The organism is Rickettsia tamurae, assembly GCF_000751075.1.
Classification (GTDB): Bacteria; Pseudomonadota; Alphaproteobacteria; order Rickettsiales; family Rickettsiaceae; genus Rickettsia; species Rickettsia tamurae.
The window spans coordinates 90,300-116,891 of record NZ_CCMG01000015.1 but is presented as its reverse complement, the minus strand read 5'-3'; the positions used below and the strand labels follow the sequence as shown (position 1 = coordinate 116,891).

Genomic DNA, 26,592 nt, shown 5'->3' with positions numbered 1-26,592 from the left:
AAATAATAACAAACTCCTGAGATTACTTCGTCAATTGCTATGCAATTTCCTCGCAATGACATATCTCTTCGCAATGACTTAACTCTTACAACTCCTCCGGTAGCGGCAGCGGTTTTTCATATTTACCGATCAGCGGCAGAGCTACTAAGAAATGGAAGAAGTAGTAACAAGCAGCAAAGCGGCTAATGGTAATATACGGCTCTTCCGCCGGTTGTCCGCCTAAATAACCAAGCAATAAACAATCTGCCATAAATATCCAAAAAGCAATTCGGTATATCGGTCTATAATTGCTACTTCTAACTTTTGAAGTATCAAGCCAAGGTAGTAAGAACAACACGAATATACTTCCGAACATTAATAGCACCCCACCGAGCTTAGAAGGTACGGCTCTAAGGATCGCATAAAACGGCAGAAAATACCATTCAGGTACGATATGAGCAGGCGTAACTAACGGATTTGCCGGAATGTAATTATCGGGATGTCCTAAATAATTAGGTTCGTAAAAAATAAAATAGGCAAATATTATGAAATAAACTCCGAAACCGACAAAATCCTTTACGGTATAATAAGGGTGGAAAGGAATAGTATCTTTAGGGTTTTTAACGTCGATACCTTTCGGATTATTTGAACCATGCTGATGTAAGGCTACTAAATGCAGCATCACAAGAGCGACAATAATAAACGGCAATAAATAATGCAGCGAGAAGAACCTATTTAATGTCGGATTATCAACGGAAAAACCGCCCCATAACCACGTAACTATAGATTCCCCTACTAGCGGAATAGCCGAAAATAAATTAGTAATTACCGTAGCACCCCAGTAGCTCATCTGCCCCCAAGGAAGCACGTAACCCATAAACGCAGTAGCCATCATGGTTAGAAAAATGATAATACCGATATGCCAAAGCAGTTCTCTCGGTGCTTTATAAGAACCGTAATACAGTCCCCGTGCTATGTGCAAATAAACGGCAGCAAAAAACATCGATGCACCTACCGCATGAGTATAACGCAGTAACCAACCGTAATTCACGTTACGCATGATTCGCTCAACACTATCAAAAGCATGATCAACATGCGGTGTATAATGCATAGCAAGCACCACGCCGGTAATTATCTGAATTACCAACGCAATACCGGCAATAGAGCCTAAATTCCACAAATAGCTAAGATTTTTTGGAGCCTGATAATGGCTAAAATACTTTAGGAAAGAGAAAATCGGTAGACGATAATCTATCCACTCAATAATAGAGTTCTTCCCAAATCCTACTTCTAGAGGTAATTTGTGCGTCAATCCGGTACTCACACCATTAATCGGTTTTTCAGTTGTTTTTTTGGATACCGTGGTCAAGCCACAGTATGACATTGAGGGCTTTTTAGGGGTAATATCTTCATTCATAAATAACTACCCAATTCTAATTTTTTTGTCGCTAATAAAGGTATAAGGCGGTACTGCTAAATTTAAAGGAGCAGGACCTCTTCTAACTCTACCTGAAGAATCATATTGCGAGCCATGGCACGGACAGAACCATCCATCATATTCACCTTGATTAGCAAGCGGCACACAACCTAAATGCGTGCAGATTCCGATAGTCACCAACCAATTATCATGCCCTACTTTCACACGTGCTTCATCAGTCTCAGGATCAATAAGTTCCGACATTTTTACGGCTCTTGCTTCAGCTATTTTATCAGGAGTACGGTTAGTGATAAAAACCGGTTTACCTTGCCATTTAACCGTAACTGTTTGACCTACCGCAATATTTGATAAATCAACCTCAATTGATGATAAAGCTAGCACGTCTGCAGAAGGGTTTAAAGAATCAATGAGAGGCCAAAGAGTACATGCTGCCCCAACCGCTGCAACACTACTAGCCGTTAGAACCATAAAATCACGACGTGTAGTTTGTTTGTTTTTATTATCTTCAGTATCCGACATATAATATTAAAGTGACATAAATTAACGATTATTATTACTACCGCTTGGGGTATTATTAAGATTATTTGGATTTTCTAGTTCTTCATAAGGATTTATTATAGGACGTTCAGCGTCTGCAGCACTATCTGCTTGTTTTGGCATAAGCTTATTTATTTCATCTTCTAACACTTTTGCTCCTGTCCCTTCTTCATGCTTATATTCTTCAGGATTACTTAAGCAATTCCAAAAACTAACTAAATGATTCCAATCAGGAGCGAGTTTTGTAGTACAATTTTGAGCAACTGCTTTAGTTGTATCTAATATCTCGACTGTAGTTTCAGTAAAATAATCTATAAACCCAATTTTTTTTAAGCCCAATACTGTATAATATAAAGTAATTAAGGAAGCAACTGCTATAATTAAATACCATTTAGTGATAATAGACCACAGAAAAAATCCCATAGGATTTGCTGCAATTAACCTTCGTAAAGCCTGCCACATATATTTTAAAAAAATTTATTAATAACATTCATCTTATTTTATATCACTACATTAGTAAAAATAAAGCAAAATCACATAATATTATAAATATTTTTAATTAAATAGGAACTCAAGAAGAATGAAATCGGTAAAAATACTAAATTAATTCCTATCATAATAAAAATTAATTGTAAGTTATTATCTTGTAATATTAAACCTATCATTATAATACTCGGAATTAATAACGGCATAATAAACGTACCGACAAAATTAGCATTCTTCTTAAAATAACATTGCACACTACCAGATAAAACTACTAAACTACTTGATAAAACTAATATCATCCATACACTAATGAAGAAAAATACTATCTCAAGCAAAGTTTGATCAAAAAAAACATAAATAATGGGTAAAACAAAAACAAGCCCTACCGTACTACTGATAAATATAGCAAAAAATTTAGCCAATATAATTTTTTCATGACTAACAATTGATAATAATAACTCTAAGCTTCCGTCTTCCAAATCAGATTTAAATATAACCGAAGAAAAACCAATTAATGAAATTAATAAACAAATTACCGAAAAAATTAAACCGAATTTGTTAATATCCCTTTCACTATTAATTAAAACAGTACTAATTATGCAAAATAAAAAAAATATAACTATATATTTAATTATATTATTAATGCGATTCTGCACTATAAATTCACGCTTAATTAATACAAATAGGTTATTCATAATTATTAAATACGTTGTAAATTAAGTACATAATAGCTGCGACAGTCAAACCTATACCAATTTCAACAATAACTATAGCAATATGCTGAGCAAGTAGCTTATCATTGATAAAATTTGTTAGTGAATAATAATTTAAATAATTATCATTAAAAAATAGTGATATTGTTCCTACAATTGCATATATTGCTACACCTAAAACAGCAATACAAATTAGCACATTAGGAGGAAAATACCGACTTAATTTTCGATTACCGTAAACTAAATCATAAGCAATAAGGCTAGATGCAAATATAACACCTGCTTGAAACCCACCACCCGGCGAAGACTCACCGTTAAGCTGAATATATATACTATATAAAATTATATAAGGTATTATAAAACTAGTGATATATTTTATTATTGGATTTGTCATACCGTGGCTTGACCACGGGATCTTGTATCGCTTGCTGTGTCCTGAGATACCGTGGTCAAGCCACGGTATGACACCCTCCTTTGAAAATACCAATAATACAGCAATTCCTGCAATTAAAATTACACTAGTTTCACCTAAAGTATCATATCCACGATAACTTGCAAGAATAGCCGCAACAAAAGAAGGTACACCTATATCTCTAGAGGTATTTTCGATATAATATTTACTTGAATGCATATGAATAGGAGCACTATCATCACCGTAATTCGGTAATTCTAGCCCCATATAAGCAAGAATTACTACAAACAATAAACATATTAAACTTGCTGGAATAATATTAGTTCTCTCAATATTCTTTAAATCCGAAGGTAATTTACGCAACAAATTCAAATATACGCATGTTGATAAGCAAGCTCCAAGTGCTGCTTCGGTCATTGCGACATCAGGAGCATCCATAATAAGATAAGATACACCGATTAATAAGCTAAATACAGAGGAAGCAATAACTGCATTTAGTAAATCTTTAGCAAAAATTATTTTTATGGATATTAAAATTAATAAAAAAGCAATTAAGTTAAGTAGGTAATTGCCGAGATCAAAATTTAAAGCTGTATTTACTGTCATATGGTTGTTAAAATTTAACGTCATTGCGAGGAGAAACGTAGTTTTGACGTGGCAATCTTATCAAGCATCCTGAGATTGCTTCGTCAATTATTTCGTAATTTTCCTTGCAATGACGGTACTATAAGCTCTAATTTTCATAAATAAAGATGCTTTACCAAGTGCATGAGTTGCTACCGGATTTAGTAGAAAAATCAATAAAGCCGCTAAAATTAATTTAATAGAGTTAACAATATTTGCTTCAATGCACGCAAAACCTATTAAGCAAATAGGCACTCCAAAACTCTCAATAACACTTGCAGCATGTAATTTAGTATAAAAATCAGGAAATCTAAAAAACCCGATTATCCCTGAAAATATAGCAAATAATCCAATAATTACTAATAATATTCCGATATAGTATAATGTCATTGTTTTTATTTCTTTGTTATTTCATTATGCACTTCTATGTCATTCCCGCGAGGCATTGTTGCGTGGATCGAAAAACGTGCTCGGTGTCATACCGTGGCTTGACCACGGTATCCAGTCTTTTTTAATTTTTTTCTGGACCCCGTGGTCAAGCCACGGGGTGACAATAATTCGTTCACTCACCCTGAGCCAAGCTATAACCTGCCACACCATCAAACTCAAATAAATTCTCTACTTTGATAAAGTCGATATTTGCTTTGCTTAAAGCTTCAAGCAATCTTGTTATATCTAAATGCTTTATTTCCATACCGTCTTTATTCATAAAACGACAACACCAATGATCGGAAACAGTTTCAAATCTTGCATCACGAGGCCATAATTTTAGCCCTTTGGAAGATATAGTTTTTAGCTCAAAATTACCAAGATCAAGCTTATTAACTTTATCTGCTATATCGTGAGCGGAAGATACATTTATATTCACAAAAATATCCGTACCAACCAATTTCTTAACTTCTTTGGTATCAATCTTACACTCTATATTATTTTCTTGTTTCTCTGCAATTAATGGATAATCTGCTTTAGGTAGTTTTGTCGGTATCTGTCCTAATCTTTTTGTTACTTCTTCGGCAAATTCTTTGGTACCGACTTTTTTACTAGAACTCTGCTCGTTATATATATCCGTCGTGTGAATTCCATCCTCTATAGTTCTTTTCCAAGCATTTTCGATTAATGTAGCGATATCACCCTGCCCTATATGTACTAGCATCATCATAGCAGCATTTAAAAGCCCTGACGGATTAGCAATATCTTTGCCTGCAATATCGGGAGCACTTCCATGTACCGCTTCAAACATAGCATAATGCTGCCCGATATTTGCAGAACCTGCAAGCCCTACCGAGCCTGAAATTTCAGCTGCTACATCAGAGATAATATCGCCGTATAAATTAGAAGTCACGATAACGTCAAATATTTCCGGTTTGGTAGCAAGCCTTGCCGTACCGATATCGATAATATAATGCTCATTATTAATTTGCGGATATTCTTTTGCAATCTCATTAAATACTTTATGAAAAACCCCATCGGAAAATTTCATAATATTATCTTTGCTTAAACACGTGACTTTTTTACGGTTATTTTTTACCGCATATTCAAAAGCATATCTAATAATTTTTTCACAACCGGTACGGCTAATTAACTTAACCGACTCATACATATTATGCGTTTGACGGTATTCTATACCTGCGTATAAATCTTCTTCATTTTCACGTATAATAGTTAGGTTTAGATTTGGATGCAGTGTTTTAGTAAAAGGATGAAACGAAACAGAAGGACGAATATTAGCAAAAAGCTGTAATGTTTTACGAATCGTGACGTTTAAACTTTTATATCCTCCACCTTGCTGAGTAGTAATCGGAGCCTTAAGTATAATACCGGTACGTTGTATTGATTCCCAACTTTCCTCACTTATGCCTGAAGTATAATGCTTCTTGTAAAGCTTTTCACCTACTTCAATGGTTTCTAAACGAATACGAGCTTCGGCTTTACGTAATATATAAAGCACTGCCTCCATTATTTCAGGCCCTATACCGTCCCCGTATGCAATTGTAATCGGTGTAAATTCTGCCATATTAAATATTCTCGTTAAATAATAGCACTGCTCGTGTGGATACCACCACGTCATTGCGAGCAGCCGTAGGCTGCGTGGCAATCTCGTCAAATATCCTGAAATTGCTTCGTCAATTACTTCGTAATTTTCCTCGCAATGACGTTAAAACTAAACCATACAACAACGCCATTAATAGTTTATAGTTACCTCTTTTAACCTTTCATTCAACATAAAAGTCACTTCGGAAGTTATATTCAAATTATTTTTGGCATATAAGACTTGAGCACTTGGAATTACCAAATTAAGGTTATATTTCTCAGCAAGTTCACTAATTATTGTAATAGTTGTTTCATGTATTCTACTCATAGCCTCAGCGTGGGCTTGTTCAAGCTTTGTTTTCTTAATCTGAATTTCTTTTCTAACGTGGCTAACTTTTGCATTAAATTCGTTTACTTTATGCTCAAATTCGGTTTCACTTAAATTAGAACGCTCATTTAGCAGCTTCTCTTCCAGCGGTTTAAATTTTGCTTCTTTTGCAGCAATATCCTCTTGAATTTTATGATTAAGCTTTTCGATTTTATTACGCAAATCTTTTATAGCTATCGAACCTTCCAATATAGATTGTACATCAGCAACAGCTACTCTAACTTTAAAATTATCTTCTTTAATCGGCACGTTTTGTGCCTCCGTGATCATTGAGAAATTTATTATGAATATGCATAAACATAATACTCGGTATATCATCCTTGATCCTATAATCTAGACTTAAGTGTTATATTTAAGGATGTCATTCCCGCCTACGCGGGAATGACATTGGAGCAACACCCCTATTAATCTAAGAATAAATAACATCAGGTGATTTGTCTATAATTAAAAACTTAACCTTTACCTAACATTGGCACATTCCCGCCTCCCCATGGTGTATATTCACTATCCAAATAATCCTCCCTTGAAATTGGATCAAACGGAATAGCTGTTATTGCTCCAGGACTTAAACAGGTATTCTCTTCATCACTCAGCGGTTCAGTAGCAGGTTCTTCTAGTTCAACATAAATTTCATGCTGTTCATTAAATTCATATAAAAAATTAAAAGCTTTATGAATATGCTCAGTTCCCTTGTTCTTAACCAAAACTGCTGCAATACCATAGTCTTTTGCAGCATTGACATGTTTAATATCATCATCCATGAAAAATATGTTTTTTTTATTAGTTATTTCGGTATTATTCATTATTTCTCTTATATATTCTTTTTTAGTACAATTTTGTATTTCTTCAAAATTATTAGAAGGTAAAGCTGATTTTATATAAATTTTTGCTACATCTTCCTTTTCTAGTAACCTTTCTAATGCATATTTTACAGCATGAGGATAACCATTAAATGATGCTATAGCTATTTTATGACCGGATATATATAATATTCTTAAAAAGGCGTGCTATTTGCTCTTCATTTTTCCAACCTAAATTTTCATTATCTAGGAACCTCTCCATCAGCTCTATAGAAAATTTTTGCTCAAGCCTAGCTATTTCCTTAGCACGTTCATTATCTGATCTAAAAAAGCGATTTTGTATATTACGTACTATTAAACCTCCTAACCTCTCCCCGATATAATTATGCGAATGTCCAACTAAAGTATTGTCAAAATCAAATATAAATAAAGCTGTATTATCGTTCATTAATTTCTCTTATTTTTAAGTTTAAAAATTCTTAGTAATTTTTATTCTGCGGTTAAATCAATTTCTTTTTCAAGAACTTTATTCCAATTTTTGGTATTTTAGTGTATAATACGGAAGACTATTGTAAACTTGTGAGAATTTTTAAAGATGACATCTATTCGTAATATAGCAATTATTGCCCACGTTGATCATGGAAAAACTACGCTTGTTGATAACATGCTTAAACAAAGCGGAACACTTAGAGCTAACCAAGCAGTAGCCGAGCGTGCTATGGACTCTAACGATCTTGAGCGTGAACGCGGTATTACCATACTAGCCAAATGCACTGCTCTTATGTGGAACGATATCCGTATTAATATCGTCGATACGCCGGGACATGCTGATTTTGGCGGTGAAGTAGAACGCATATTAAGCATGGTTGACGGTGTTGTGTTACTTGTCGACGCTTCTGAAGGACCGATGCCGCAAACAAAATTTGTGCTTTCTAAAGCGTTAAATCTCGGCTTAAAACCTATTGTCGTTATTAATAAAATAGATAGGGATGACCAAAGAATTAAAGAAGTTATCGACGAAGTATTCGAGCTATTTTTAGCGTTAGAGGCCAATAACGATCAGCTTGACTTCCCTATAGTTTATGCATCAGGTAGAGCAGGGAGAGCATCTTTAAACTTTGATGATAAAATTAATCCTTTAGACAATTTAGCAGATGATTTAGCACCGCTTTTCGACCTTATAGTAACACATGTACCTACGCCCGCAGCCGATGATAAAGCCCCATTTTCTATGCTTGTTACTACTAGAGAATATAATTCTTTCTTCGGTAGGGTTTTAACGGGACGTGTACAAAGCGGCACTGTTAAAATCAACCAAAACGTAAAAGTATTAAATCGTGAGAATAAAGTACTTGAAACCGGACGTATCACTAAAATATTAGCATTTAGAGGCTTAGAAAGAATAGCTATAGACGAGGCTACAGCCGGTGATATTATTGCTGTAGCAGGCGTTGAAAATGCCAACGTTACCGATACTATATGTTCACCTGAAGTAACTGAGGCCGTACCGTCTCTACCTATCGATCCGCCGACTTTATCCATGACTTTTAGCGTTAATGACTCACCGCTTGCAGGAAGCGAAGGGACAAAAGTAACATCGAGCTTGATTGGAGCTAGGTTAATGCGTGAGCTTGAGAGTAACGTTGCATTAAAAGTTACCGAAGCAGCTGAAAAAAATGCTTTCCAAGTTGCAGGACGAGGAGAATTACAGCTTGGTATCTTAATCGAAACTATGCGTCGTGAAGGATTTGAGTTATCTATCAGTAGACCGGAAGTATTATTCCAAACCGATGAGAAAGGTAATAAGCAAGAGCCAATGGAAGAAATTCAAGTTAACGTTGATGACGATTATGTTGGAGTAGTCGTAAAATCTTTAGCACTTAGAAAAGCCGAAATGACTGATATGAGGCCGTCAGGCGTAGGTAAAAGCCGTGTTACGTTTATTGGACCGTCTAGAGGATTAATCGGCTATCACAGCCAATTTCTAACCGAAACACGTGGTACAGGAATTATGAACCGTATTTTTCACGGATACGCTGATTATAAAGGAAATATCGAGGGAAGACGTAACGGCGTGCTTATCTCTAACGGTGACGGGGCAGCTGTCGCATATGCTCTATGGAATCTAGAAGAAAGGGGGAAAATGTTTATAAACCCTAGCGATAAAGTATATAGAGGTATGATTATCGGCGAACATAATCGTGATAATGATTTAGAGGTAAACCCACTAAAAGCGAAGCAATTAAGCAATGTTAGAGCAGCAGGTAAAGACGAAGCCATAAGACTAACTCCGCTGATGCTTTTAACGTTAGAGCAGGCAATCAGCTATATACAGGATGACGAGCGAGTTGAAGTAACACCGAAATCTATTCGTCTGCGTAAAGCTATGCTTGACCCTAACGACCGTAAAAGAGCTGCAAAGTAAAGAATTTTAATGCTGCATTTTTAAATTTTTTCTGTTATTATTAAAATATACTAAAAATATCTAAAGGTTGTTATGAAAACAAATTATGTAGCTATAACTAACAGAGGACAGATAACAATTCCTATTTATATCAGGGAAAAATTAAATTTATCTACCGGCAGTAAGCTAGAAGTAATAATACAAGATAATTCTTTTGTGGTAATACCTATAAATAAATCTCTTAAAAACTTGAAGAATATTTTACCTAAACCGAAACATACTCTTACAATAGAAGAAATGAACCAAATTATTAAAGGTTCATATGATAGGAATTGATACAAATATTTTGGTTCGTTACTTAACAGAAGACGATCTTGTACAAAGTGTTAAAGCTACAAAATTAATTAAAAAATACTTCGGTCAAGAAAATTCAATATTCATAAATAATATAGTTATATGTGAATTAGTTTGGGTATTAGAAAAAGGGTATAAATATTCAAAAGAACAAATAATTATGGTATTAAAAGAAATATTTAGCACAGTTGAATTTAGTTTTGAGAACCAACAAATCTTATGGCTATCTATTTTAGAGTATGAAACTCATAAGGTGGATTTTTCTGATATTTTAATAGGAAAGTTAAATATATTTAGCGGCTGTAATTACACTATTACTTTTGATAAAGCCACTAGTCAACTAACAATGTTTAGATATTGTTTATAATATTTAAATTTGCTATTTTTCTTTTATAATATGGAATCAAACACTATAATAACAAACCTTTTTAACGGCTTCTATTACATCGATCTCGCTCGGCAAAGCTAATTTTTCTAAATTAACGGCATAAGGAAGAGGAACATCTTTGCCGCTGACAATCTCTATCGGAGCATCTAAATAATCAAATGCTTCTTTCATAACAATAGAGGCTATACTTGCACCGACACCGGCAAAAAACCACCCTTCTTCGACTATAACTAAACGATTAGTTTTTTTCACTGATTCTATTATCGTCTCAGTATCAAGAGGCTTAATAGTACGTAAATCAATAACCTCGCAATCAATATTATCATTCTGCAAAATATTTGCAGCATCTAGGGCAAGTTTTACTTGAATTGAGAAAGTTACTATAGTGACGCTACTACCTTCTTTTAAAATTTTTGCCTGACCAAAGGGTATAGGCTCGATTGTTTCCGGTACGTCAAAACTATGACCGTATAAAACCTCATTTTCCAAAAAAATAACCGGATTATCGTCTCTAATAGCCGTGAGCATAAGCCCTTTATGATCTTCGGCACTATAAGGAACTACTACTTTTAACCCTGGAATATGAGAATAACAAGCTGTATAATTTTGGCTATGCTGAGCTGCTACTCTACTTGCTGCTCCGTTTGGTCCTCTAAACACTATCGGACATTTTACCTGCCCGCCTGACATGTAATGCGTTTTTGCAGCAGAATTAACTATATGATCGAATGCTTGCATAGCAAAGTTAAAGGTCATAAACTCCACGATTGGGCGAAGTCCTGCAAAAGCTGCCCCGACTGCAAGCCCTGCAAAACCATACTCCGTTATTGGCGTGTCAATTACTCTCTTAGGACCAAACTGCTCTAATAATCCTTGCGTTACCTTATAAGCTCCTTGATATTCTGCAACTTCCTCGCCTATGACAAAAACCTTGTCGTCTCTTATCATCTCTTCTTGCATCGCATCACGCAATGCTTCACGTACCGTTATTTGCATTTTTCTTTTTATTTGATTAAATGTTCTATGTCATTCCTATAGTACTTATGTCATTCCCGCGAAAGCGGGAATCCAGAAAAACAATAAAAAATACTAATATTTTTACCGGACCCCATGGTCAAGCCACGGTATGACAAATATTCGTATACAACCCCCTCTCATCAGGTAGAGGTGAATTTTCTGAGAATTCTACTGCTTCTTTCACAATTTCTTTTACCGACTGTTCTATTTCTTTTAAATCTGCTTCGGTTGCATATTTATTGTCGAGTATCGTTTTTCTTATTATTACCAACGGATCACGCTCCTTATATTGCTCAACTTCTTCTTTACTGCGATATTTTGCCGGATCGGACATCGAATGCCCACGATAACGATAAGTTTTCACCTCTAATATCAGCGGAAAGCTATTTTCTCTAACATACTCGGCTGCTTGCTTAGAGCCGTCATACATTTCTTCAAAATCCATACCGTCTAGCTGAAATCCTTTAATCCCAAACGATTCCCCTTTCTTATATAAATCACGCATAAAGGTAGAACGTGCTACAGACGTCCCCATCGAATATTCGTTATTTTCAATAATATAAACTACAGGTAAACCCCATAAAGCAGCCATATTAAAGGCTTCATATACTTGACCTTGATTAACCGCACCATCACCTAAAAAAGTAAAGCAAATATTATTCGTACCATTATATTTCTCGGCAAAAGCAAGCCCTGTACCTATAGGTACTTGGGCTCCGACTATACCGTGTCCACCGTAAAATTTGTTCGGTACGTCAAATAAATGCATCGAACCGCCCTTACCTTTCGAGCAGCCTGTAGCTCGTCCCATAAGCTCGGCAAGAACGTATTTAGGCTCTGTTCCCGCTAAAATAATATGAGCATGGTCACGATAGCTAGTAATTGTACTATCTCCTTTTTGTTTAACCATATCTACCGCAGAAATTACTGCTTCCTGCCCGATATATAAATGACAAAAACCGCCTATTTCTCCCATACCGTATAGCTGCCCGCATTTTTCTTCAAAACGACGCAGTAGGAGCATATCTTTAACGCTTTTTATATATTCTTCTTTTGTCGGCTTATATTTTCCTAACTTAATATCCACTAATTACTCCTTAAGACTATTGTCATCCCGTGGCTTGACCACGGGATCCAGGCTTTTTAAATTTTTTTCTGGATTCCCGCTTTCGCGGGAATGACATAAAACTAAAAATCATCAAAATTAAAATTCACAAAATACGGTACATGATCCGAAGGTGGCGGCCAATCACGTGTTTCTGGTAGTAAATGCATAGAAAATAATGCATCTTTTAAATTATCGCTAACCCAAATATGATCAAGCCTTCTACCTCTGTTAGATTTTTTCCAATCTATATTTCTATAGCTCCACCAAGTATAAAACTTTTCGTCAAACGGAACAAAATGCCTACTACTATCGATAAAACCTAACGAGTTTTGTAGCTCTACCAATAACGAGCGTTCAATATCGGTATGGCTGATAACATTTCGCAGCTGCTTACTAGACCATACATCATGTTCATGCGGAGCAATGTTCAAGTCCCCGACAATAATAATTTTATCGTTTTTAGTACGGTTAGTAGTTAACCATTCCTGCATTAACCTTACATATTCGAGCTTATGCTTAAATTTTGCATTTACCTCGATATCAGGTATATCACCACCGGCAGGAACATAAAAATTATGTATTTCTATATCATTAACTATAGCGGCTATATGCCTTTTATCACTATTATATAACTCCAATGAAAAAGCATTATTCAAAGGAAATTTTGAAATAATAGCAACACCGTTATATGATTTCTGCCCTGCATATATTACATGTTCATAGCCTATATTTTTAATAACTTCAAGAGGAAATAATGAATCAGCTACCTTTGTTTCTTGAAGTAAAATAATATCCGGCTGATGTTCATGTGCTAATTTTCTTAATAAATCGATCCGTAGACGCAATGAATTGATATTCCAAGTAACTATCTTCATTAGACTTCTTGTATAACCTCCTTCTAAAGGTAATTTGTATGTCAATCCGGTACTCGCATCCTCACAAGTGTACGCTGCGGTGCTGCGTTCCGTGTTTCCTTCAAATTCCTCTTTATAAGATAGGTTATACAAGAAGTCTATTTAATTTTTTATAGCTGCTCCTATTATTGCATCTCTGAAATAAATTATTCCAAGTTGATTTAAAGGATTTTTCATGTCAATTTTATCTTTTTCTTCTTCAGGAATTTTAATCATAGTATTACTTAACATAGCAAAATAAAGATTATCAGGCAAAACATATCCTGCTTCACTTTGTATTCCAAGGGCTTTTCCCGTATAATGAATCATTAAATGCTTAGAATCAAGATCAGTAAGGAAAATACCGTAACCCATATAAGACTTACGCCCTTCTATATCTTTTGCTAAAAAATACTTAGTAGTCATAAGTTTATACGACTTCTTAGAAAGAATTTTCCCCTCATTCAATGCCCTATACCATTTAATAAGATCAACCGGTGTTGATATTATACCGCCGTCAGCACAAGGAACTGCTAAAAAATCAGCAGTTACAGGAGTAAATATAGGTTTATTACTATTATTAGGCGTTAAAAAATATCTTACCGGATAATTAGAACTAATAACATTTTTTTGAATTCTAGCGGCTTCACTATATGAAGCAAAACTAGTAGATTTCATATTAAGAGGTTTAAAAAATTCCTCATAAAAAAAGTTAGCTAAATCTTTTTTAGCCACCTTTTCGATAATCATACCGAGTATAACAAAATTAGTATTACTATATTTAAATTTTTTCCCTATAGATATTTCTAAAGGCTTAGAAGAAACAAATTGTAATATTTTCTTATGAATCTCTTTCTTAGGCATATTTAAATCAAGTTTAACAAAACTAAAATATTCAGCAATACCGCTACTATGCGTTAATAAATTATGGATAGATATTTTATATGCCCAATCCGGCACTTTTCCTCCCCACATTTCCGGATCAAGATATTTATAGATTTTATCGTTAATATTTAATAATTCCTGCTCTTGTAATTTTAAAATTCCTGCAGCTGTAAAAGGCTTTGTAGCAAAAGCAATAGGCATCATTTCATTTGCTTTTAATTGCTCACCGTTTAAAGCAAAGATTCCTTTAGCACCGGTTAATAAAGTTTTATAATCATCGGCAAACATAAAAACGGCATTTAAAAATCTATTACTTATATATTCTTTTTCTGCTTCATTGATTCTTTGCTGTATATCTGCAAAACAATCAACACAATTAGTAATTAAAAAAAGCAGCAATAAAAAATATCTACGAATCATAACTTCAACACTCCACAAACTTATCAGTAGACGTCTACATAACGCAGCTAATAAAGAGGAATTTGAAGGAGACACGGAACGTAGAACCGCAGCGTACACTTAGTACGTGAGGATTCGAGTACCGGATCGACGTACAAACTACCTTTAGAAGCAAGTTATGTAAGACGTCTAGTAAAATAAAACGGTAATTTTGCTTCTAACTTAATCTCTTTACCAAAAATTTTTTCAGATAAACATATATTATTAGCATGCAAGAACATATATTTACTATACGGCATTATTTCTTTATTACCATATTTATCATCTCCAAGTATCGGGCAACCTAATAATTTAGAATGCAACCTTAATTGATGCATTCTACCTGTAACCGGCGTAAATTCAATTAAAAATAAGTTATTATCAAGCGATTTAAGTAATTTATAATAAGTAATGGCAAGTTTACCATTTTCACTATCAATATCAGTAATTTTAGGTGTACTTCCTTTACTCTTTTCTATATTACTTCTAACTTCACCTACATTTTTAATTGGCTTTCCATAGGTTACAGCAAAATATGTTTTTACAACCAATTTTTCTTTAAAAGCATCATGAAGTTTTACACTACTTAAATAATTTTTGGCTATTAAGAGTAAACCGCTTGTTTCTTTATCTAACCTATGTACTAGCTTAAAATCAGCACCTTTATAATTCAAATATTTTAATGCAGAGTCAATAGATAAATTTATTTTACTGCCACCTTGAGTAGCAAGACCTGCAGGTTTATTTATAGCTATTAAATTATCATCTTCATATATCAGATAATCGGTAGTAATTTTCTTCGCTAGCTTAATTTCAGCATCGGTAAAAACTAATTTTTCGGGTTGCTTAACAGGTAAATTAAACTTATCGTTAATAAAAATTTTATCGCCGCCCTTTACTCTTAAACTCGCTTCTACTTTCTGAGAATTAACGGTAATTTGTTTTTGACGTAATGCTTTCTCTATTACTCCTTGAGTCAATAACGGATATAGACGTTTTAAATATTTATCTAATCTAGAAGAAATAGGAGTATTGACATCGATGATCATTTAGAGCTTTTTATTGTGTTATTGCATGGCATTGGCACTATTGCATGGATCGAAAAACCTACTCGATGTCATCCCCGCGTAGGCGGGGATCCAGAAAAATAACTTCAAATATTGATATAGAAGTTATTTATTTAAAAAATAAACCTATAAAGTTTTTTATAGGTTTTACTAGATTCCCGCCTAGGCGGGAATGACATAAAACGATCCGCACAATAACGCCGACTGACCACGGTAATATTTTTAACTACTTTTTATTAAAAAATAGCACCAAATTATTATAGATAAAAGGATTATAGCAAAAAGCTGATGTATAGAGGCAATTATTATAGGTACAGAGTATAAAAGAGTAATTATTCCGGTAGATATCTGCATCAATAATGTAATCATTAGAAAATACGCTATCTTATTTAATTTTGGATGTTCTATTTTTAACAAGCAAATTACCAAAACCACAACAACCAAAAATACGTTATAGCCGCCTAAACGATGTATGAATTGTATAAAAACCGGATCATACCAATTTTTAAGATCAAAGAAATTATCTTTTACCTCCATCGGAACAAAACTATCACCCATTAGCGGAAAACTATTATATACCAGCCCTGCATCAAGCCCTGCAACTAAAGCACCTAAAAAAATTTGCACATATATTACAGTAATAGCAATACCGGAAAATATTAATGGTAATTTTAAATCTGTTTGTGACGGTATTAACAAAATATCACAACGATTTTTTATTAATTGATAAAAAAGTATGTGATAAATAATTACGGCGATAATTAAATGAAAAGCAAGTCGAAAATGACTAACAGACGGGCTATTCAACAAGCCGCTTTTAACCATATACCATCCCATAAAGCCTTGTACGCAAAACAACAACAAAGCAATTATATAAGGTAGCATTTCACGATTTTTTATAACATCTTTAAAATAAAAATATATTAAAGGTACAATATATATTAAAGCTGTAATTCTACCGAGTAATCGATGTATAAACTCTAACAGATAAATAAACTTAAACTGCGATAAAGTCATTCCGTAATTAACAGAGTTATATTCAGGGAAAGCTTTATATTTAGCAAATTCCGCTTGCCAGCTTTCAAAACTAAAAGGCGGCAAAATACCGGTTACCGGACGCCACTCAACTATAGATAAACCAGAACCAGTAAGTCTTGTTATCCCCCCTATAACAATCATCGCTATGACCATTATACAACTTATACACAACCATTTTGTAATAGACATCTTCCCAAATTCTACTTCTAGAGGTAATTTGTACGTCAATCCGGTACTCACATCCTCACGTACTTTTTCGTACGCTGCGGTGCTGCGTTCCGTGTTTCCTTCAAATTCCTCTCTATAAGCGAATTTGAAAAGATGTCTAATTAAACTTTTCTGCACTTTTATTTTAAGTTTATGTTTTTTTGCTTCATCATTGCGAGAAGAATTACAACGTAATTCGACGAAGCAATCTTATGAGTTTCTTATTATTTCATGAGATTGCCACGCAGCTTATGGCTGCTCGCAATGACGATTGAGGAGTCATACAACAATAACCTACCCACCCCTCAAATCAAGACTCTACATTCTTTTCCGTATCTTCGGCGGTATTAGCAGGACGTTTCTTATTTGATTTTTTATTACGATATCTACGTTTTGTCTTTTTTGGAGCAGCTTGTGCTTCTTCTAAGCCGGTATTACTTTCTACAACTTTCACCTCTTCCACAACGCTTACGGTTTGCTCTACCGGTTCTTTTGCCTCTAAACTCTTATCTTTTACTTCATTAGCAATATTATTACTATTATTAGCTGTTTTCCATTTATGTTTATTTTTGCGTAACTGTTCTTTTTTCGGCTCTTCTTCAGTATAATCGGCACTATGATTCTGAATTACCGGCTTAACAGGATTAACATTATCGTTATTTTTCTTCAACAGCTTCACTTTTTCAATCGAATAACTATCTGATGTAGCATTAGGATCGGAATAAAAATTAAGCTTTATATTATATTTTTCTTCAATAAATTTTATCTCAGCACGTTTATTATTAAGTAGATAAATAACTGAAACGATATTGGTAAAAACATTTATTACATCAATTCTTTCTTCAAAAATTTCATTCTCTATAGTACGTAAAATTAACATAGCATTAGCGTCACTCGCTCTAATGACTCCTTTACCATTACAATGAGAACAAATTGCCGAATTAGTTTCTAAGAAAGAAGAACGTAATCTCTGCCTTGAGAATTCAAGTAGTCCAAACTGACTAATATTACCGGTTTGTATACGAGCACGATCACGACTTAAAAACTCTTTAAAGGATCGTTCAATAATTTTACGATTCTTAGCTTCGCTCATGTCTATAAAATCAACAACTATCAAACCTGATAGATCTCTAAGCTTTACTTGCTTTGCTACTTCTTTGGCTGCTTCTAAATTAGTTTTTAGTGCCGTTTCTTCAATATTTTTTTCAGAAGTTGATTTACCGGAATTTACATCAATTGAAATAAGAGCTTCCGTAGGATTAATAACGATATATCCCCCTGAAGGTAGTGTCACGACAGGCTGATATAATTTAACTAATTGCTCTTCTACTTGAAACTTAGTAAATATAGGAGTTTTATTTTTATGTTCTTTAAGTTTTGAAAGCTCTGAAGATAATAAATCCTGCATAAATTTTGAAGCATCTTCATAGGCTTCCTGTCCTTGAATCACTACTTCTTTAACATTGTGATCACACATATCACGTATGGTTTTACGTATTATACTATCTTCCTCATGAATAAAACACGGAGCTGGAAATTTAATAGTACTTTTACGAATTTTATTCCATAACCTTGCTAAATAATTATAGTCTTTCTTTAAATCTAAGGTGCTACTTCCTCTACCTGCGGTTCTAACAATGACACTATAAGCATTTTTGTCACCACTTACTATTTTATTTAAAATATCTTTCAGTCTTTTTCTTTCTTCCCCGTTTGATATTTTACGCGATATGCCGTTTTGTGAACCTTTATTAGGCATTAAAACACAATATTTACCAGCCAAGGATATATAAGTAGTAAAAGCGGCGCACTTATTTCCTCGTTCTTCCTTAGTAACCTGCACCAATAATATTTGGTTTTTTCTTATTGCTTCTTGAACTTTATATTGTTTATATTGCGGAATATTTGACTCAGAGGTGCCGCTTTGAATAATTTCAATATCATCAGCTGCTTCTAAATTAAGTTCTGAATGGAATTTACTCTCTACTAAATCTTCTATGGTTTTTAGGTCAATTTCTTCACTATCAACCAAAGAATCATATATAGCTGCCGGTTTCTCTTTATCATCCTCAACCGTAATATTTGAAAGAGCTATTTCAGGAAAAGCATTAACCGGAAAATTTCTCTCCGAGGCAGGCAAATTGTAATAGTTAGGATGAATTTCACTAAATGGTAAAAATCCACTTTTATCCATTCCATACTCTATAAAAACAGCTTGTAGCGACGGCTCTATTCTTGTGACTTTTGCTAAATAAACATTACCTTTATTTTGTTGTCTTACGGTTGTTCGAAATTCAATATCTTCTATATTGTTGCTTTGTCCTAATAAAACTACTCTTGTTTCGCTTGGAAAATTAGCATCAATTATAATCTTTTTATTCATTTATCTTGCTCACTAACTTGAAGAACAAATAATTAATATAATGCTTGTATCTTAAGAAAAATCATTGCTTATCTTGTATTAATTTATTTAAATAGATAATTTATCTATGATTAAAGAGCAAAAATGAAATTCTAGATAAACTTCAAATAACACCTCTTTAAAATACTAAAAAATATATTATTATTTTTCTTACATTAAAATATTTTCATATTATTTAATTCATTAATTTTTTTAAAATTAAACAATAATTATATACAAATTATAAATAAGACTACCATACTTGATTAAAAGCTGATAATCTAATAACTATCCATATATACTTAAATAATGGAATTACGAATCTCTTTAATTTTTAAGATAATAATCTTAATCATTATAATTATGAGTTATATACCATGTATTTATTGTTTAGCAAACACTTAATTTATGACTTTAAAAAACGATTACAAAACTATTTTTTTCTCACTTTTGGGAATATTTATTTTTTCCTGTATCAATGCCATAAATTTTTATAATTTTAAAATCTTTTTACTGATAAATAAAAATCTAGGCGGAGAACAAATAAATCATATAAATCAAACTAAATTTATAGGTTCGATAATCGCAGGCTTTGCCTTAACACAGTTAATTAATAAGTTAAGTAATAAAAAAATTATTTTAATTAGCTTATCTTTATTAATTATTTGTACAATAAACCTAATTTTATTAAATAATTATACTTTAATTAAAATTAATTTTATTTTAATTAATTTTGGAACATTTTCATATTTCACTTCTATAACATTAGACATTATTGAGAGTAGCAAAGAAAAGAAATATTTTTTTTTAGCTTGTATAATGTTGTTATGGGCGGGTGGAAACTTAATGGTAGATTTATTAAATCCATTTATAAAACCGACAAATAATACTATAGTAATTTGTGCATTGTTATACTGTATCAATATACTAACCGAATTTCTGCATTATAATCCTACATCTCATAAATTAAATTTAAATTCAAAATTTTCATCCTTAATAAAAAATGTCGAATTACAATTATTGACAGGCTTAGTAGTTGCTTATGTCACCTTGGATATATTATGGTATTATGAAGCTTTTGCATTAAAGAAAGAATTAGCATTAATTAATTTAAGACTTATACTAAAATATATTTTCCTAGCAATATGTTTTTCTATAATTCCTATATGCTATATATTAAGCAAAGTAAATAAATATTTGGCTAATTTATCACTAACTATAATTCTACTAGTCTGCTTTATTTTACTACCGCTTCATGGAACTAATAAAAACCTTAATATATTATATATAATACTAATCGGTAGTTGTTTAGGATCCATTTATATTTGCAATATTTTAATACTAATTGATAAATTTAGGGATTACGAACTTAGAACAGCTTTATTTTCGTATTTTTCAATGTGCAGCATCGGTATATATGCCGGAGCTTTATCATCTCATGTACCTTACGGCACTATTAACGGCAGTGATTTCTTATTTTCCGTTTTTGCCGTAGTCGGTAGTTTTGTAGCTTATCATTTTTGGTATTTTATTAAGTATAAATTATATAGATTTTAACGTCATACCGTGGACAAGCCACGGGGTGACACCGAGCCGGCTTCTCGAGCCATGCAACAATGCTTTCAGTCGCTCGCAATGACGATTATGTAATATTTTGTAACATAATATAACTTGTATAATTCGGCATTAAATATTAGTATTTAAATATATTTTTACAATGCCTAAAATGCAGCAAAGTACATTATTAAAACCGGTTAGTTGTTACGGGATCGGGGTTCACTCAGGAAAACGCACCCAGTTAACTATAGAACCCGCTAAAGAAAATACCGGAATTATATTCATTAGAACCGATATATCTTCTGAAAATAATTATATTGAAGCTAGCTATTTCAATGTTTCCGATACCTTGTTATCTACCACTATAAGTAATGATCATAAAGTTCAAATTTCAACAATTGAACATTTAATGGCAGCGCTTTGGGGATGTGGCATTGATAACGCAATTATTAAAATTGACGGTCCTGAAGTACCAATTATGGACGGCAGTAGTAAACCTTTTGTGTTTATGATTGAATGTGCAGGTAAAAAATTACAAAATGCTCCTAAAAAATATCTAAAAATTTTAAAAGATATAAAAGTAGTTCATAAAGATTGTGAATTATATTGCACTCCTTCCGATCACATGACTGTAGATTTAACCATTGATTTTAGCAGTAAAGCTATAGGCAGACAAAATCTAAGTTTTAGGGATCAAGAATCTTTTACTAAAAATATTGCGGATGCTAGAACTTTTGGCTTTATAAGAGATGTTAATTATTTGAAAAGCAAAGGGCTTGCCCAAGGTGCCTCATTTGAGAATGCTATAGGAATAGATGAGCAGGATAAAATCTTAAACCCAAACGGCTTACGTTATGAAGATGAATTCGTTCGCCATAAACTATTAGATTTATTCGGTGATTTATATACCAGCGGCACTAACGTTGTAAGTGCAATCAAAGGCTACAAAACCAGCCATGCTCTTAATAATGAATTATTGCATAAAATATTTAGCGATACTACCTCTTACAAATTTGTAACTAGCAGTGAGTTATAATAATCATTTCATATTGTTAAATTTCGCTTTCTTTTTTGCATCCTTCTTAAATTTTCACTTTTCGTCCTTTTTATTTCAGCATTATTAACTTTATCTTTATCCATAGCTTTAGTTAAAGGACTATATCCTTCGGCTTTACTAGGATTTTCATAAAATGGATTCATTACATTTTTAATATCTTTAACATAACTCTCTTTTCTATTATCCATTGTTATTTTATTTTCTCTAAAAAATTCTTCTAAACCGTTTCTTTTTATTTCAGAATTAAAACTGCCTCTTATTTCTCGAAATTTTTGTATTTTTTGGTCTTTATTCATACTCCAATAATTCTTATCCTTTATTAATTTTTTTAAAGCTAATGTTTGCAATACTTGATTCTTAGTATAATCCTCTAATTGTTCTAAATTTTCATATATAGGAGTGTATTGTTTTTTATATTCTTCATTTATATTTAATTTAAATATTGCTTTTATTTCTATTTTTTCCTTTTCAGTAAGACCGTCGATAATTAATGATGCGGTCGTAACTACACCGTAACCCGTAGCTTTTAATATATCAAGCACATTACCACTAGCACCTTTAATAATAGAGGCAGCCAAATTTGCGGCTCCACCTAGATTATTTCCAAATATTCGTCCTGTACTTTTCAATTTATTTACATTTAACTCATACTTATCTTGAGTAGTATCCTTACCTGCCGTTTGCGGCGTATATAATTCATTTTTTAAAATATCTTTTAAGCTCGGTTCTAATGATAATATATAATCTTGCTGACTTTTAGCATTTCTGTTATGTACTAATAAATTATTCTCTTTATGAAGTTTACACAAACTATGCACTTTTAAAGTCTCATTTATAGCCTGAATTCCTACGCTAACTCCTGAAACAACACCTACAGCTATAATTATCGGTGATATAGGAGTAAAAAGTCCGGAAACCGCAATTACTATAGAAGCTACGGAAACTGCATAACTTAAACTATTGCTAAATAATATTTTACCGATTTTACTTTGTCTAAAACTAGTCCAATAAGATTTTAACTTATTAAATATTTTTCTAACCCTTGATTTTTTTGAATCAGACATTTATTTTTCTCTCCAAAGAACAATATTTTTATAAATTTTTCTTTTATTTATTTAATTAACTTCTCTTACAACTTAAATTATAGTATAAATTCTAATAAAAAAAATAAAATAAATGTCTGGAAAAGAATTAAATAAAATTGTTGCAGCCATCTTATTTGCTAGTTTAATTGCTATGATGGTTGGATTTGTTGCAAATATATTATACAAACCAAACTTACAAGTTTTACATCGCGGTTATAGCATTGCAGTTCAGGAATCCACAGAAAATCAAGATACTACGACAATAGAGCAAGCACCGGTAAATATACCGGAATTGATGAAAACCGCTAATGCCGATAATGGTCAACAGATAGCCAAGAAATGTTTAATGTGTCATTCCCTTGATAAAGACGGTCCAAATAAACTAGGACCTCATTTGTGGGATGTAGCAGGCAGACCAAAAGCAAGCATAGCAGACTATAAATATTCCCCTGCTCTATCAAAACTTGGCGGCGTATGGGATGATGATAGTTTATTTGCTTTCTTACATAAACCAAGTAGCTATGCACCAGGAACTAAAATGTCCTTTGCCGGTATCTCAAAACCACAAGACATAGCTGACGTAATATTATTTTTAAAAACTTATGTTCATGATAAATAATTATCTCACCGAAATATGGTTAATAATCGGTATAATTTGCGTAGTTGTTGAATTCTTTGCAGTTCCAAGTATTGGATTCTTATTCTTTGGGCTTGGAGCATTATCAAATACTCTTGTGGTATATAACTACCCCCTAGTTAGCTTAACAAATCAAATAACATTTTTTGGTATATTATCGCTTATTTGGTTTTGTATATTATATTATCCTCTTAAAAAATATGTTTATAATAAAACTGATAAAACAGAAAATTACTCGGATATGATAGGCAAAACGGTAGAGGTTTATAGTTCTACCGTCTCTTCTGATACTGTAGGACAAGTAAGATGGTCCGGTGCTATTATGAATGCTTATCTTGCACCAAACGAAATCGATGCAAAAACAGGCGACCGACTTTTTATTATCGAAGTTAAAGGGAATGTACTAATTTGTTCTAAGCATAGACCTAAAACATAGAATCAAACCCTATATAATTTATGCCAAGATTAATAACGCATCATGGATTAACTAAATCTACTTTTGATGCTTCGCAACTCAAAAAAGAGTTAGAAAACAAGCATACTACTTCTTTGCCGTTAGATGAATAGCTTACCTTACTTGATCAATTACGTGAATTTGAGTTAGGTCGTTTTTTGTTGGCAAATAAAGGACTTAATGGTTATTGGACATCTTATATAATAATTCATGGTCTTAAAAAAGAAAAGCTCTACCCTTTAGAAAGATGGATTTTGTATCATGCTCCTTCTGTTAAAGCTACCCAAGAACGCTTTAAAATATTTCAGGATAAGTTAGAAGACGGAATGAAATTTATTTCTGTTCCTTGCGGTACTATGGACGATTTGCTTACATTAGATTACAGCAAAATAAAAGAAATTCATCTGACGGGGATTGATTTAGATGCTATTTCTTTAGAACTAGCACAAGAAAATGCTAAAAAGCATCATCTTACGCATGTTAACTTTTTGCAACAAGATGCTTGGAACCTTGATATTCACGAGGAATATGATATCCTTACGAGTAATGGTCTTAATATTTATGAATTTGATGATGATAAAGTTACTGATCTATATAAACAATTTAGTAAAGTGCTTAAACCTAGCGGCATACTAATTGCAAGCTTTTTAACGCCTCCTCCAACATTATCAAAGGAATCTACATGGAAAAATGTTAATATTGAGGATGCTTTAAAACAAAAGGTTATTTTTAGCGATATTATTAATGCTGCATGGCAAGTTTTTCATACAGAAGCCGAAACACGTAAACAGCTAGAAAAAGCAGGATTTCAAATCCTCGAAATTATATATGATTCTCAAGGTATTTTTCCGACAGTAGTAGCAAGAAAAAAATAATAATCAAATTCAAACATTTTCCTTAAACCAATCAAAAGCTTTTTTAAAGAAGCTGCTATTTTCATCAAGTCTAATATGAGCGAATTCTTTTTGCTGTTTTAGAGCATGAATTTTTAGCATTCCTATAGTTGCTGAATACATAGCCGGATTATAGTCTTCTGTAAAACCGGCAATAATCTCCGGTTTACCGATTCTACTCTGTTTTTCAAAAATTTTATTTGAAAGTTCTTTAAGTCCTCTAAGCTGAGACCCACCGCCGGTAATTACAACTCTAAAAACTTCAACCTGCCCTTTTGTTGCTTTATCATATTCGGCTTTTACCATTGATAATATTTCTTCGGCTCTTGCTCTTATTACCTCAGCCAATTTATAAATTGTTACGGAAATATTTAAATTATGATGAGTATCAACCTGAAAATCATCCATATTTATAATACTATCTTTCTCAAATAAAGGTATAATTGCATTACCGTATAAAATTTTTAATTTCTCTGCCGTAACAAGATCAATACCAAAGACTTTAGCAATATCCGAGCTAATATGAAAACTACCTATATTTACATGCCACGTATATATTAATTTACCGGCAAAAAAAATGCCGAAAGAGGTAGTTTTATCCCCCATATCTATAATAAGCGAGCCTAGATTTTTTTCATCATTCGTAAGACAGCTAATAGCAGAAGCATAAATTGCTAGAGTAATATTTGTGACTTCAACATGACATTTAGCGAAACATTGTACAATATTTGATAGCATATTTGAACTAGCTGCAATAATATGTAATTCACAACTAAGCTCTCTACCGTACATACCGATAGGATTCTCGACTGAATTATTATCAAGGGTAAATTCAAGAGGAAAATAATGAATAATTTCTTGGTTTTTAACTTTAAATTCAAGTAATGCTTTTTGTAGTAACTTTTTAATATCTTGCTGCGTTACGGTTTGCCCGTTAACTTTAATTGTATAATTTATGTAATAAGATTTAGTGTCAGCACCCGATAATGATAATATAACTTTTTTTATATTTTTACCGCAATCTTTTTCAAGTGCGTAAATTGCCGAAACAATGCTAGTTTCAGCATTTTTTAAATCTGATATAACTCCTGATTTAATACCTTTAGAATGGTGCAAATTTTGGCTAGCTACTTTAATTTCACCTTTTTTACTAATATAGGCAGCAATTAAGGCAATCTTACTACTGCCGAAATCAAGTGTTACAAAATTTGATATTTTCTCTTTCATTTTTTTATGCTTGTTATTCCAAAAACGTCATTGCGAGAAGAATTACAAAGTAATTCGACGAAGCAATCTCAGGA

Annotated in this window: 29 protein-coding genes and 1 pseudogene; 10 read left to right on the top strand and 20 right to left on the bottom strand. The window is 32.8% G+C overall.

What is annotated here, in order from left to right; translation table 11 throughout:
* Positions 1-85: 85 nt before the first annotated feature.
* The 11 genes from MB29_RS06160 to MB29_RS06120 all read right to left on the bottom strand — a co-directional run bounded on the left by MB29_RS06160 (position 86) and on the right by MB29_RS06120 (position 7,856).
* Positions 86-1,291 carry a cytochrome b/b6 gene (locus MB29_RS06160; protein ID WP_032139501.1) on the bottom strand — a complete coding sequence of 402 codons (1,206 nt, stop codon included), beginning with the start codon at positions 1,289-1,291 and terminating at the stop codon, positions 86-88.
* A gap of 111 nt (positions 1,292-1,402) precedes the next feature.
* Complete coding sequence (gene petA / locus MB29_RS06155) at positions 1,403-1,936, bottom strand: ubiquinol-cytochrome c reductase iron-sulfur subunit (protein ID WP_023507693.1); 534 nt, start codon at positions 1,934-1,936, stop codon at positions 1,403-1,405.
* 21 nt (positions 1,937-1,957) lie between these two features.
* Positions 1,958-2,416, bottom strand: coding sequence for a DUF2670 domain-containing protein (locus MB29_RS06150; protein ID WP_032139477.1), 459 nt, complete (start codon positions 2,414-2,416; stop codon positions 1,958-1,960).
* Between the two features lie 71 nt (positions 2,417-2,487).
* Positions 2,488-3,135 (bottom strand): heme exporter protein CcmB, encoded by a 648-nt coding sequence (locus tag MB29_RS06145; protein WP_032139476.1) that lies wholly within the window; start codon positions 3,133-3,135, stop codon positions 2,488-2,490.
* Positions 3,128-4,195, bottom strand: a complete 1,068-nt coding sequence (locus tag MB29_RS06140; RefSeq protein ID WP_032139475.1) for a DUF4040 domain-containing protein — start codon at positions 4,193-4,195, stop codon at positions 3,128-3,130. The genes MB29_RS06145 and MB29_RS06140 overlap by 8 nt, the downstream gene beginning before the upstream one ends.
* A gap of 63 nt (positions 4,196-4,258) precedes the next feature.
* Complete coding sequence (locus MB29_RS06135) at positions 4,259-4,579, bottom strand: Na+/H+ antiporter subunit G (RefSeq protein ID WP_032139474.1); 321 nt, start codon at positions 4,577-4,579, stop codon at positions 4,259-4,261.
* 39 nt (positions 4,580-4,618) lie between these two features.
* Positions 4,619-4,759 carry a PH domain-containing protein gene (locus tag MB29_RS14500; RefSeq protein ID WP_410528033.1) on the bottom strand — a complete coding sequence of 47 codons (141 nt, stop codon included), beginning with the start codon at positions 4,757-4,759 and terminating at the stop codon, positions 4,619-4,621.
* Positions 4,752-6,203, bottom strand: coding sequence for an NADP-dependent isocitrate dehydrogenase (locus MB29_RS06130; protein ID WP_032139473.1), 1,452 nt, complete (start codon positions 6,201-6,203; stop codon positions 4,752-4,754). Before MB29_RS06130 ends, MB29_RS14500 begins: the two co-directional genes overlap by 8 nt.
* Positions 6,204-6,371: 168 nt before the next feature.
* Positions 6,372-6,926, bottom strand: coding sequence for an OmpH family outer membrane protein (locus tag MB29_RS06125; protein ID WP_032139472.1), 555 nt, complete (start codon positions 6,924-6,926; stop codon positions 6,372-6,374).
* A gap of 134 nt (positions 6,927-7,060) precedes the next feature.
* On the bottom strand, positions 7,061-7,411 hold the full coding sequence (locus MB29_RS12995) for a hypothetical protein (protein ID WP_233418978.1): 351 nt from the start codon (positions 7,409-7,411) through the stop codon (positions 7,061-7,063).
* Between the two features lie 166 nt (positions 7,412-7,577).
* Positions 7,578-7,856 carry a hypothetical protein gene (locus tag MB29_RS06120; RefSeq protein WP_051965326.1) on the bottom strand — a complete coding sequence of 93 codons (279 nt, stop codon included), beginning with the start codon at positions 7,854-7,856 and terminating at the stop codon, positions 7,578-7,580.
* A 147-nt stretch (positions 7,857-8,003) separates the two neighbouring features.
* Here MB29_RS06120 and typA point away from each other — a divergent pair, with 147 nt between their 5' ends.
* The 3 genes from typA to MB29_RS06105 all read left to right on the top strand — a co-directional run bounded on the left by typA (position 8,004) and on the right by MB29_RS06105 (position 10,533).
* The gene (typA, locus tag MB29_RS06115) at positions 8,004-9,833 is read left to right on the top strand and encodes a translational GTPase TypA (RefSeq protein ID WP_032139471.1); all 1,830 of its coding nucleotides are present in this window, start codon (positions 8,004-8,006) and stop codon (positions 9,831-9,833) included.
* Between the two features lie 72 nt (positions 9,834-9,905).
* Positions 9,906-10,148 (top strand): AbrB/MazE/SpoVT family DNA-binding domain-containing protein, encoded by a 243-nt coding sequence (locus tag MB29_RS06110; RefSeq protein WP_032139470.1) that lies wholly within the window; start codon positions 9,906-9,908, stop codon positions 10,146-10,148.
* On the top strand, positions 10,135-10,533 hold the full coding sequence (locus MB29_RS06105) for a PIN domain-containing protein (RefSeq protein ID WP_032139469.1): 399 nt from the start codon (positions 10,135-10,137) through the stop codon (positions 10,531-10,533). The genes MB29_RS06110 and MB29_RS06105 overlap by 14 nt, the downstream gene beginning before the upstream one ends.
* 36 nt (positions 10,534-10,569) lie before the next feature.
* Here MB29_RS06105 and MB29_RS06100 read toward each other — a convergent pair whose 3' ends face one another.
* The 4 genes from MB29_RS06100 to MB29_RS06085 all read right to left on the bottom strand — a co-directional run bounded on the left by MB29_RS06100 (position 10,570) and on the right by MB29_RS06085 (position 14,877).
* On the bottom strand, positions 10,570-11,550 hold the full coding sequence (locus tag MB29_RS06100) for a pyruvate dehydrogenase complex E1 component subunit beta (protein WP_032139468.1): 981 nt from the start codon (positions 11,548-11,550) through the stop codon (positions 10,570-10,572).
* Positions 11,551-11,668: 118 nt separating this feature from the next.
* Positions 11,669-12,658: a pyruvate dehydrogenase (acetyl-transferring) E1 component subunit alpha gene (gene pdhA, locus MB29_RS06095; protein WP_032139467.1), complete on the bottom strand. Its 990-nt coding sequence runs from the start codon at positions 12,656-12,658 to the stop codon at positions 11,669-11,671.
* A 101-nt stretch (positions 12,659-12,759) separates the two neighbouring features.
* Complete coding sequence (gene xth, locus MB29_RS06090) at positions 12,760-13,554, bottom strand: exodeoxyribonuclease III (RefSeq protein WP_032139499.1); 795 nt, start codon at positions 13,552-13,554, stop codon at positions 12,760-12,762.
* A gap of 141 nt (positions 13,555-13,695) precedes the next feature.
* A complete protein-coding gene (locus MB29_RS06085) occupies positions 13,696-14,877 on the bottom strand; it encodes a serine hydrolase domain-containing protein (RefSeq protein WP_032139466.1) in 1,182 nt (393 codons plus the stop codon).
* On the opposite strand from MB29_RS06085, the pseudogene MB29_RS10570 reads away from it, so the two are divergent.
* Positions 14,873-15,042: pseudogene (locus MB29_RS10570) on the top strand (palindromic element RPE1 domain-containing protein); the annotation flags it as partial. The gene MB29_RS06085 and the pseudogene MB29_RS10570 overlap by 5 nt on opposite strands.
* On the opposite strand, the gene MB29_RS06080 reads toward MB29_RS10570, so the two are convergent.
* Positions 15,033-15,944 carry an RluA family pseudouridine synthase gene (locus tag MB29_RS06080; RefSeq protein ID WP_032139465.1) on the bottom strand — a complete coding sequence of 304 codons (912 nt, stop codon included), beginning with the start codon at positions 15,942-15,944 and terminating at the stop codon, positions 15,033-15,035. The pseudogene MB29_RS10570 and the gene MB29_RS06080 sit on opposite strands and share 10 nt — an antisense overlap.
* Before the next feature lie 44 nt (positions 15,945-15,988).
* On the opposite strand from MB29_RS06080, the gene MB29_RS11795 reads away from it, so the two are divergent.
* Complete coding sequence (locus tag MB29_RS11795; protein ID WP_215426262.1) at positions 15,989-16,138, top strand: hypothetical protein; 150 nt, start codon at positions 15,989-15,991, stop codon at positions 16,136-16,138.
* A 46-nt stretch (positions 16,139-16,184) separates the two neighbouring features.
* On the opposite strand, the gene MB29_RS06075 is transcribed toward MB29_RS11795, so the two are convergent.
* Positions 16,185-17,189: a COX15/CtaA family protein gene (locus tag MB29_RS06075; RefSeq protein ID WP_032139498.1), complete on the bottom strand. Its 1,005-nt coding sequence runs from the start codon at positions 17,187-17,189 to the stop codon at positions 16,185-16,187.
* A gap of 328 nt (positions 17,190-17,517) precedes the next feature.
* Positions 17,518-19,590 carry an Rne/Rng family ribonuclease gene (locus MB29_RS06070; RefSeq protein WP_032139464.1) on the bottom strand — a complete coding sequence of 691 codons (2,073 nt, stop codon included), beginning with the start codon at positions 19,588-19,590 and terminating at the stop codon, positions 17,518-17,520.
* Between the two features lie 426 nt (positions 19,591-20,016).
* Here MB29_RS06070 and MB29_RS06065 point away from each other — a divergent pair, with 426 nt between their 5' ends.
* Both MB29_RS06065 and lpxC read left to right on the top strand, forming a co-directional pair.
* Positions 20,017-21,165, top strand: coding sequence for an MFS transporter (locus MB29_RS06065; RefSeq protein WP_032139463.1), 1,149 nt, complete (start codon positions 20,017-20,019; stop codon positions 21,163-21,165).
* 169 nt (positions 21,166-21,334) lie between these two features.
* On the top strand, positions 21,335-22,201 hold the full coding sequence (lpxC, locus tag MB29_RS06060; protein ID WP_032139497.1) for a UDP-3-O-acyl-N-acetylglucosamine deacetylase: 867 nt from the start codon (positions 21,335-21,337) through the stop codon (positions 22,199-22,201).
* 8 nt (positions 22,202-22,209) lie between these two features.
* Here the strand turns inward: lpxC and MB29_RS06055 are convergent, their stop codons facing one another.
* A complete protein-coding gene (locus MB29_RS06055) occupies positions 22,210-23,286 on the bottom strand; it encodes a hypothetical protein (RefSeq protein WP_032139462.1) in 1,077 nt (358 codons plus the stop codon).
* 112 nt (positions 23,287-23,398) lie between these two features.
* Between MB29_RS06055 and MB29_RS06050 the strand changes: the two genes are divergently transcribed.
* From MB29_RS06050 to MB29_RS08710, 3 genes are all read left to right on the top strand, one after another.
* Complete coding sequence (locus tag MB29_RS06050) at positions 23,399-23,926, top strand: c-type cytochrome (protein ID WP_032139461.1); 528 nt, start codon at positions 23,399-23,401, stop codon at positions 23,924-23,926.
* Positions 23,910-24,380, top strand: coding sequence for an NfeD family protein (locus tag MB29_RS06045; RefSeq protein WP_032139460.1), 471 nt, complete (start codon positions 23,910-23,912; stop codon positions 24,378-24,380). Before MB29_RS06050 ends, MB29_RS06045 begins: the two co-directional genes overlap by 17 nt.
* A gap of 176 nt (positions 24,381-24,556) precedes the next feature.
* Positions 24,557-25,273, top strand: coding sequence for a methyltransferase domain-containing protein (locus tag MB29_RS08710; protein ID WP_233418977.1), 717 nt, complete (start codon positions 24,557-24,559; stop codon positions 25,271-25,273).
* Between the two features lie 9 nt (positions 25,274-25,282).
* Here the strand turns inward: MB29_RS08710 and ftsA are convergent, their stop codons facing one another.
* Positions 25,283-26,518, bottom strand: coding sequence for a cell division protein FtsA (ftsA, locus tag MB29_RS06035; RefSeq protein WP_032139459.1), 1,236 nt, complete (start codon positions 26,516-26,518; stop codon positions 25,283-25,285).
* Positions 26,519-26,592 lie beyond the last annotated feature (74 nt).

Coding starts and splice junctions, on each gene's coding strand:
- MB29_RS06140 (WP_032139475.1), bottom strand. CDS start 4,195: ATGACGTTAAATTTTAACAACCATATGACAGTAAATACAGCTTTAAAT.
- MB29_RS12995 (WP_233418978.1), bottom strand. CDS start 7,411: ATGAATAATACCGAAATAACTAATAAAAAAAACATATTTTTCATGGAT.
- MB29_RS06125 (WP_032139472.1), bottom strand. CDS start 6,926: ATGATATACCGAGTATTATGTTTATGCATATTCATAATAAATTTCTCA.
- lpxC (WP_032139497.1), top strand. CDS start 21,335: ATGCAGCAAAGTACATTATTAAAACCGGTTAGTTGTTACGGGATCGGG.
- MB29_RS06150 (WP_032139477.1), bottom strand. CDS start 2,416: ATGTGGCAGGCTTTACGAAGGTTAATTGCAGCAAATCCTATGGGATTT.
- MB29_RS06080 (WP_032139465.1), bottom strand. CDS start 15,944: ATGATCATCGATGTCAATACTCCTATTTCTTCTAGATTAGATAAATAT.
- MB29_RS06130 (WP_032139473.1), bottom strand. CDS start 6,203: ATGGCAGAATTTACACCGATTACAATTGCATACGGGGACGGTATAGGG.
- MB29_RS11795 (WP_215426262.1), top strand. CDS start 15,989: ATGGATCGAAAAACCTACTCGATGTCATCCCCGCGTAGGCGGGGATCC.
- MB29_RS06070 (WP_032139464.1), bottom strand. CDS start 19,590: ATGAATAAAAAGATTATAATTGATGCTAATTTTCCAAGCGAAACAAGA.
- MB29_RS06065 (WP_032139463.1), top strand. CDS start 20,017: ATGACTTTAAAAAACGATTACAAAACTATTTTTTTCTCACTTTTGGGA.
- MB29_RS06075 (WP_032139498.1), bottom strand. CDS start 17,189: ATGTCTATTACAAAATGGTTGTGTATAAGTTGTATAATGGTCATAGCG.
- MB29_RS06055 (WP_032139462.1), bottom strand. CDS start 23,286: ATGTCTGATTCAAAAAAATCAAGGGTTAGAAAAATATTTAATAAGTTA.
- petA (WP_023507693.1), bottom strand. CDS start 1,936: ATGTCGGATACTGAAGATAATAAAAACAAACAAACTACACGTCGTGAT.
- ftsA (WP_032139459.1), bottom strand. CDS start 26,518: ATGAAAGAGAAAATATCAAATTTTGTAACACTTGATTTCGGCAGTAGT.
- MB29_RS06145 (WP_032139476.1), bottom strand. CDS start 3,135: ATGAATAACCTATTTGTATTAATTAAGCGTGAATTTATAGTGCAGAAT.
- MB29_RS06110 (WP_032139470.1), top strand. CDS start 9,906: ATGAAAACAAATTATGTAGCTATAACTAACAGAGGACAGATAACAATT.
- MB29_RS06100 (WP_032139468.1), bottom strand. CDS start 11,550: ATGCAAATAACGGTACGTGAAGCATTGCGTGATGCGATGCAAGAAGAG.
- MB29_RS06045 (WP_032139460.1), top strand. CDS start 23,910: ATGTTCATGATAAATAATTATCTCACCGAAATATGGTTAATAATCGGT.
- MB29_RS06105 (WP_032139469.1), top strand. CDS start 10,135: ATGATAGGAATTGATACAAATATTTTGGTTCGTTACTTAACAGAAGAC.
- MB29_RS06085 (WP_032139466.1), bottom strand. CDS start 14,877: ATGATTCGTAGATATTTTTTATTGCTGCTTTTTTTAATTACTAATTGT.
- MB29_RS06120 (WP_051965326.1), bottom strand. CDS start 7,856: ATGAACGATAATACAGCTTTATTTATATTTGATTTTGACAATACTTTA.
- MB29_RS06135 (WP_032139474.1), bottom strand. CDS start 4,579: ATGACATTATACTATATCGGAATATTATTAGTAATTATTGGATTATTT.
- typA (WP_032139471.1), top strand. CDS start 8,004: ATGACATCTATTCGTAATATAGCAATTATTGCCCACGTTGATCATGGA.
- xth (WP_032139499.1), bottom strand. CDS start 13,554: ATGAAGATAGTTACTTGGAATATCAATTCATTGCGTCTACGGATCGAT.
- MB29_RS06050 (WP_032139461.1), top strand. CDS start 23,399: ATGTCTGGAAAAGAATTAAATAAAATTGTTGCAGCCATCTTATTTGCT.